Genomic DNA, 6,507 nt, shown 5'->3' with positions numbered 1-6,507 from the left:
GAGACAGGTCCTACGATATCGCTATAACGTATTCGCCGCAGAATTACTCAGAAAACGTTCTGGCAACGTCCTCTGATTCGTCAATTGCGACGTTGACACCTTCAGGCACACTCTTCATTGCGGGTGAGGGAACCGCAACGCTGGCATTGACTGGGGCAAGTTCAGGGGTAACCACGTCGGTTACGGTCGTAACGAAAGCTGTCGAGGAAGAGCCTGTATATCTGGAGATTGCTCACAACCTTTCCGAAATCGCTGAAGCCGGAGAAAAGGCGCAAGCCGAAGCGCGGGATCATATCGGGTTAGGCGAGCTGGCGACCAAAGACAGTCTTTCAGCTGAAGATGTCGGTGCTGCGCCAATGGCCTCGAACTCGTTGCCGGAAGACCAGGACCTGGACGACCTCACCACGCCAGGCGATTACTTCCAAAGCGTCAGCAGCTACGCCACGGAGGAAAATCACTATCCTGAGGAAACCGCAGGGGCTGTGCGTGTGATCGCGACAGGCGTAAGTGATGGAGCCTGTCGACAGTTTTACTGGCCTTATAACTCAACAAAAGAGTATCGCCGCTTTGGATTCGGTGAGCCACTAGTATTTGGTAAGTGGGGGGAGTTGTAGGATAAGTAGGTGAGGCCTGACTAATGCTGACGGGCCTCACGGCATTATTATTTAAGGAATTTAGGGATATTAAAATCAGATGTAGAGCATGACAGATTTAAGCTCTCCGTTTTCATCGAACACAAATTTACGACCAGTAATTGTTCCTTCAAGATTATATTTCTGATTAATAAAGGAGTCGCCAATAATCATTTCATACTCAGTAGTCATGGTTAATTCCACTTTTGACTCATTTTTAGTGTCTGAAGACTTAGCAATTAGTTCGTATTTCATTTTTTTGTTCCTATATAAATATTAATTGGGTGTACTTAAAGCACATGAAAAAGAATACTCCTTAAGTGTTTATTTGTTTTGATTTAAATCAATATTAAAAATAATTTATTTAATTGACTTGCAACTGAGAGGTGCGGTTGTATTTCTTTATTGGATTAATGTGTCGTGCGTTTATGTAATGCGATATATAATATGTCAAATCGAATTCGGCAATGTTGTTGATGATAATTCGTAGCGAGAAAACTATTACAATAGAAAGCCTCTTTTTGCATATTCCAGTTAATGGGGAGGTAAATTAAATCCGTAGACAGCTTGAGGAGGTTAACTGGAACTGATCGCTGAAGCAGGCTATCAACTGGATCGGGTGCTACGTGACAACCTTCAAGGATATCTCTTGTGATGAAGGGGAAGCGCGCACCTTTATGTTGTTCAATCCTAACGGGGGGCTTTGAGATGGGGTTTCCTTCACCAGCCACAGACCACATCGAAGCTCGCTTATCGCTGGATAAGCTGTTTATTGCACACCCAAGCGCAACGTACTTCATGCGGGCCGCGAACACTTACTGGAGGGCTGGGATAACTCAGGGGGCGTTACTCATTGTTGATTGCTCGGCAACGCCTTGTGACGGCTCTGTAGTCGTTTGCAGGCTGGCGGGTGAGTTCCATATCAGGCGTTTCAGGACTCAGCCATATAAGCACCTGGAAAGCCTGGGCGGTGATGGTCGCAAGGACCGGATAAACACAGATGATGATGACAGGATTTTCGGCGTGATTTTGCACGCGGTGAACGACATGCGAACAATGGAGTTTGACGATAATCCGGTGATTTAAAACCGCCGCTCTTTGTTAGAGCGGCAGTGCCCAACCATTAAGAATCGGAAGGCTGGCGTGGCCCCACAAAGGAATCATCAACTTGCTTATGAACATCCTCATTAAACCAGGATGAATGCGTGATGTTGCTTCTGGGTATATTGATATTAGTGTCAACATGCGCCAAGTTAGCGTAATCGTTGATGAAATAAATTCGTTTTGTATCTTTGTGCCTGTATCCTGACATCATAGGAGTCAATGAAATTTCCTGTGTCGGCGCATCAGTTTCGTTTGGTTCTGCAATGCGGGAAACCACGCCAACATAAACTTTCCCGCAGTCCAATGTGACTAAAATACTTTTCTTATGAAGCATTGAATGAAAGAACAATGCATTCATCGGTGACTCAAGCATCAGTGGAGCCAGAACTGAAAGCTTAAGTTGCTTAGGTATGTCCTTGGGTACAATTGCTTGCTTTCGATTGAGGTCTGATACTAATGCTTTGATGAACTTAACGACGTAGATAACTTTTGCCGTATAGGCCCACAGATAGCCGATTGCTATTGATGTTACAGAGATGCAGATAAACCAAGACCACATTCTGTTTAGATGATCCTCTTTTGTGAAAGAGGTCCATTTTGCAAGATCCATTACTGGGTGAAAGTCAGTAAAGAGAGCTTTCAAAATAACGGCAAGGAAAGCCGCACACATTACACAAAAGAAACCGTAGCCAGCTGCTTTCATGTAAAGCAGCTGGCCTGTGTAACGGTGTAAACGGTAGAAGTGAAATGGATGTTTTGTTAAAAGTATGAAACCACTAATAAGTAACGGAACGATTAAGAGGGCAATCATCTGGCGACATCACCCTCAGCCATTTTCTGGACCTCAATCGGCTGTTCCCAATGGACATTAACCTCTTCAGCAGAATCGTGTCTGATGCGCTCCGCGGCATAATTTTGCATCGCGGCAAACTCTGGAGATTGTTTGATCTCCTGAGAGGAAACCTCAAGCCCACCGCGGCCATGAATGGTTATAGCGCCAATTCCTGTTTCCGGTAATGACTCGATGAAGGCTGCGGGGTCGTATTTTTTATCGTTGTCCTTAACTAACTGAAAGAACAACTTGATCACGCCGAGCGCACCGATAGTGTCAGTCAACATAAAACCTCCTGTATCCTCTATGATGCTTTCCAAGGCAGGTGCAACAATCCTCGTCTTTCCTGCTTACTATCATAGACAATTGTTGAGCTAAAGCGTTTCGCGTTAGCTGTCAAATTTTTAGTAATTATAAACATGCAACATTGTGTAGACAAATCTAACATGCTTTGCTGATTACTCATCCAACAAAAGGTTGATGCTGAGCATAATTTTGTAAATTTCAGGCATAGAAATTCATGATGCGTATTCGGGTGTACACATTCCATGCAGGCGGCTGCTTGCTAATTTAATAAACTGATAACGCGAAGATTTTGCATGTGCATCCACGATAAAACCACGAATGCACACGAAAAAAGTGATAAGTATTTGAAATGTAGTGCATGTATTTGCAGCTATTTCAGGTCGGTTTTTGCTCGCTTTAGCTCTTAACTACTTGATATTTAACAAAAACCAAAAAGGGCTGGCAGAAACAGGAATCGTATTCGGTCTCTTTTTATCTGCATGAAAGTAAACGATAAAATCCGATTATCGACCTCTGCAGCGAGCACATTTCCTGTGCGCCTGGTTCAAACATACCACAACACGGCAGGCCAAAGTCCAGCCCTTTTTGACTGTTTTGTTAAATTCTTGTGCGTAGTTGGCGAAAGCCCTCAGTAGTCTGGAAGCGAGAACTCATCGATCCCGCGATATCATCCAGCAGCTCGAAGCGGCGACGATATTCAGCCCGCTTTTTACTGGCAATCTCTTCCAGCGATTTTCGTTCCACCTGCAGGGGGAGCTGCCAGCAGAAAGGCGAGAGCTTGCGGCCGTTAAGCGTTTCCCAGAATTCGTCATAGCTGGCGTGGAAATGTCGACCTTTGCTCAGGCGATAGCGCAACGCGCGGAACACGTGTCCCTCATCGCTGACGGCGAAAATGGCGTGAATATTCGCCTGTGCGGCCAGCTGGAAAATCACTTCCATCAGGACGCGCTTAGGGAACAGGCCGTGGCAGGCTCGGGTGGCCTGCTTGATTGCCTCCCGCGATACGTTGCGGCGCGGTCCCTGAAGTCCGCCAATGACCAGCACTGGCCGACCGTGGCTGCGCGCGACGCAAAACGTCAGGCTGGCGAGCAAGGTGTTATCGCTGTCATGGAGCCACAGCGTACTCTCGCCTTCACGCTCGGCTTTGCCGGCGGAGGAAGCATTGACGGTATAGGTCACGTCGTTTTTTGCCTGAAATTGCACAATGCACTGCTCGTGCGGGCTCGTCAGGGCGTGTCCAAGATCGCTGTTCTTCAGGCTATCGATCCAGTGATAGTGACTGACAACAGCGTCGGCGCGATCGCCAGGACGCAGGCCGCGCATCAGGTACTGGCGGTGGGTTTTACTCGGTAACGTGATTTGCGATGCCAGCAGCCTGTCAAAATCATCGCGTCCTGATAGCGTGTCCAGCATGCGCTGGGTGGAAGCGCGGAATAACAGTGAGCGCAGAAGAAATTTCAGCCGGTAGTCGCGCTTCTGCCAGATTGGGCCCGGAACGCGTTTTCCTTTCACCAACTCGGAGATGATATTTGTGCGACAGGGATACAGCACATCGTTTTGCAGGTGTATGTTAGACACGTTAAGACCTCTCATTCTATTTCGCTCTATTTTAGAGGGGCGGGAATAAGGGATTAATAGCCCGACGATCTTTATTTCCGTTTGGTTGAAGGTTTGTTTGATTTGGTAAAAAACGATGTCGGGACAGGATATTTTCTGCTGCAGCTATACTCTTTAAAGGAGGCATTATGTATCAGAAAATAGAAGGTGACCGCTGGCGTCACGTCTGGGTCGTCAGCGATATACATGGCTGCTATCAATGGCTTATGGACGCACTGAAGCGTCGACATTTCAATCCTTACGAGGATCTTTTGATTTCCGTTGGCGATATTATCGACCGCGGCCCCGATTGCGTGAAATGTTTACAGCTTATGGACGAAAAATGGTTTCGGGCGGTGCGAGGCAATCATGAACAAATGGCGCTGGATGCAATAGAAAATAATGATTTTGCGCTTTGGATGTCAAATGGCGGCATATGGTTTTCAGCGCTCGAAGACAAACGGAACGCTCTGAGGCTACTCAACGCGTGTCGGGACTTACCGCATATTATTGAAATAACCTGCGCAAACGGTCTGAATGTTATTGCTCATGCGGATTATCCGGCAGCGGAGTATGTCTGGAATAAACCGGTGAGCCTGCAGCGTGTGCTGTGGGATCGTGACCGTTTAATGGGGTTTATGGTAGGGAAAGGGCAGGGGATCCAGGGGGCGGATCATTTCTGGTTCGGACATACGCCATTGGATAAACGCTATGACTTTAACAATCTGCACTATATCGACACCGGTGCGGTGTTCGATGGCTTCCTTACGCTGGTTCAGCTGCAGTAATAAATAACCCGCCTTCGGGCGGGTTCACTTTAGGTCAGGCAAGACGCAAGACCCAGGCATCGGTGTTACGGTCGTAATGCTCGCGGTAAAGGACTGAGTGTTCTCCATCAAGGATAGCCGGGACGCTGGTGTCGGCATCCCAGGCATCCAGTTGCATGCACAAATCCGGGTCGGATTTGCAGGGAATACTTAACGTTCGATCGCCTTGTGCTTCGCCGCGCAATTCTGCGTCGTCGATTTCAAAAGCGCCAATACGCACGCTGGTTTTCGTCATAGTGCTCTCCGGGTTCGTTGCAAAAATCTGGTATGACCAGTACGGGCATCCATTTTTTAGCCTAGACAAGGAGAGCAAAATCGCCAGTAAAAAAATGCGCTTTTTTAGTCGGTGCGAGTGTTACCCGTAAACAAGCGACCATCACGAACCAGCTCGCGCGGATAATTATTTTTCAGCCGTGAACCGATCTTTTTCGCCAGCCCCAGCGGGAACCCCTGATAGGTGACAATGACCTCATCCTGCGACGGGGTACTTTCAGGGTAAACATCACGGCCGCGATACCACTCTTCGGCTTCCTGATGCGTCAACTCAAAGGTGTTGTCGCTACCTGCCAGCGCAATAACCGCCTCGTGCTGCCAGCGGTACCCCTTGTTGTGTACTTCCGCCAGGCGGATACCGATACGGGAAAAGCGGACTTTGCCGATAAGCGGCTCAATGTGTGCCGGGAACAGCCATATCTCTTTATCACGTATCCAGAGGTGCAAACTCTCGTCCCAGACCAGCCCAACCCTGTTGGCGGCGGCTTCAAGCTGCGCGGCATCGCGACCTTTAAGCGGCGCAAACGGGAAATTGCCGACTTTGAATTTTGGTATTGGCAGGGGAGCCACCGCCTGCGTTTTACGCAGACGTGCGACAAAGAACCCTTCACAGTCGTAAATTTGTGGGAACACGTGGAGAAAACCGTCGGGCGTGGCCGCCTCATGTGCCGTGGGGAATAAGTCATTAAGGGGCAGGAACTCGACCGCATCCGGGTATTGGGCTTTCAACCATAGACAAACCTCTTCGTTCTCATCGCGGTTTAAGGTGCACGTTGAGTAGACCAGCGTGCCGCCAGGACGCAACGCGTGAAACGCACTCTCAATCAGCTCGCGCTGCGTGGCAGCGATATCCAGGTTGCTTTCCACCGACCAGTTTTTGAGTGCATCAGGATCTTTGCGCACCACGCCCTCGCCGGAGCAGGGAGCATCCAACAGA

The 6,507-nt window shown here is 48.4% G+C and carries 8 protein-coding genes and 2 pseudogenes; 4 read left to right on the top strand and 6 right to left on the bottom strand.

Going from position 1 to position 6,507, the window contains the following annotated elements:
• Positions 1-614: pseudogene (locus VJY99_RS03750) on the top strand (pyocin knob domain-containing protein); the annotation flags it as partial.
• 75 nt (positions 615-689) lie between these two features.
• On the opposite strand, the gene VJY99_RS03745 reads toward VJY99_RS03750, so the two are convergent.
• Positions 690-887, bottom strand: coding sequence for a hypothetical protein (locus VJY99_RS03745; RefSeq protein ID WP_324116450.1), 198 nt, complete (start codon positions 885-887; stop codon positions 690-692).
• Positions 888-1,192: 305 nt separating this feature from the next.
• On the opposite strand from VJY99_RS03745, the pseudogene VJY99_RS03740 reads away from it, so the two are divergent.
• Together VJY99_RS03740 and VJY99_RS03735 are read left to right on the top strand one after the other, a co-directional pair.
• Positions 1,193-1,339: pseudogene (locus VJY99_RS03740) on the top strand (DNA polymerase V); the annotation flags it as partial.
• A gap of 1 nt (position 1,340) precedes the next feature.
• Complete coding sequence (locus VJY99_RS03735; RefSeq protein ID WP_324116449.1) at positions 1,341-1,718, top strand: S24 family peptidase; 378 nt, start codon at positions 1,341-1,343, stop codon at positions 1,716-1,718.
• Positions 1,719-1,755: 37 nt separating this feature from the next.
• On the opposite strand, the gene VJY99_RS03730 is transcribed toward VJY99_RS03735, so the two are convergent.
• The 3 genes from VJY99_RS03730 to VJY99_RS03720 all read right to left on the bottom strand — a co-directional run bounded on the left by VJY99_RS03730 (position 1,756) and on the right by VJY99_RS03720 (position 4,452).
• Positions 1,756-2,547 carry a hypothetical protein gene (locus tag VJY99_RS03730; RefSeq protein ID WP_324116448.1) on the bottom strand — a complete coding sequence of 264 codons (792 nt, stop codon included), beginning with the start codon at positions 2,545-2,547 and terminating at the stop codon, positions 1,756-1,758.
• Positions 2,544-2,855, bottom strand: a complete 312-nt coding sequence (locus VJY99_RS03725) for a hypothetical protein (protein WP_324116447.1) — start codon at positions 2,853-2,855, stop codon at positions 2,544-2,546. The genes VJY99_RS03730 and VJY99_RS03725 overlap by 4 nt, the downstream gene beginning before the upstream one ends.
• 616 nt (positions 2,856-3,471) lie before the next feature.
• On the bottom strand, positions 3,472-4,452 hold the full coding sequence (locus VJY99_RS03720; protein ID WP_212473603.1) for a VirK/YbjX family protein: 981 nt from the start codon (positions 4,450-4,452) through the stop codon (positions 3,472-3,474).
• 167 nt (positions 4,453-4,619) lie between these two features.
• Between VJY99_RS03720 and pphA the strand changes: the two genes are divergently transcribed.
• A complete protein-coding gene (gene pphA / locus VJY99_RS03715) occupies positions 4,620-5,258 on the top strand; it encodes a protein-serine/threonine phosphatase (RefSeq protein ID WP_324116444.1) in 639 nt (212 codons plus the stop codon).
• Between the two features lie 34 nt (positions 5,259-5,292).
• Here pphA and VJY99_RS03710 read toward each other — a convergent pair whose 3' ends face one another.
• Together VJY99_RS03710 and VJY99_RS03705 are read right to left on the bottom strand one after the other, a co-directional pair.
• The gene (locus tag VJY99_RS03710; RefSeq protein WP_042717979.1) at positions 5,293-5,532 is read right to left on the bottom strand and encodes a YebV family protein; all 240 of its coding nucleotides are present in this window, start codon (positions 5,530-5,532) and stop codon (positions 5,293-5,295) included.
• A 104-nt stretch (positions 5,533-5,636) separates the two neighbouring features.
• The coding region (locus VJY99_RS03705) for a methyltransferase RsmF C-terminal domain-like protein (RefSeq protein ID WP_414641568.1) at positions 5,637-6,507 on the bottom strand (871 nt) is incomplete at its 5' end.

It is taken from the genome of Buttiauxella sp. (genome assembly GCF_035271705.1).
Classification (GTDB): Bacteria; Pseudomonadota; Gammaproteobacteria; order Enterobacterales; family Enterobacteriaceae; genus Buttiauxella.
This window is presented reverse-complemented; position numbering and strand designations above follow the sequence as displayed.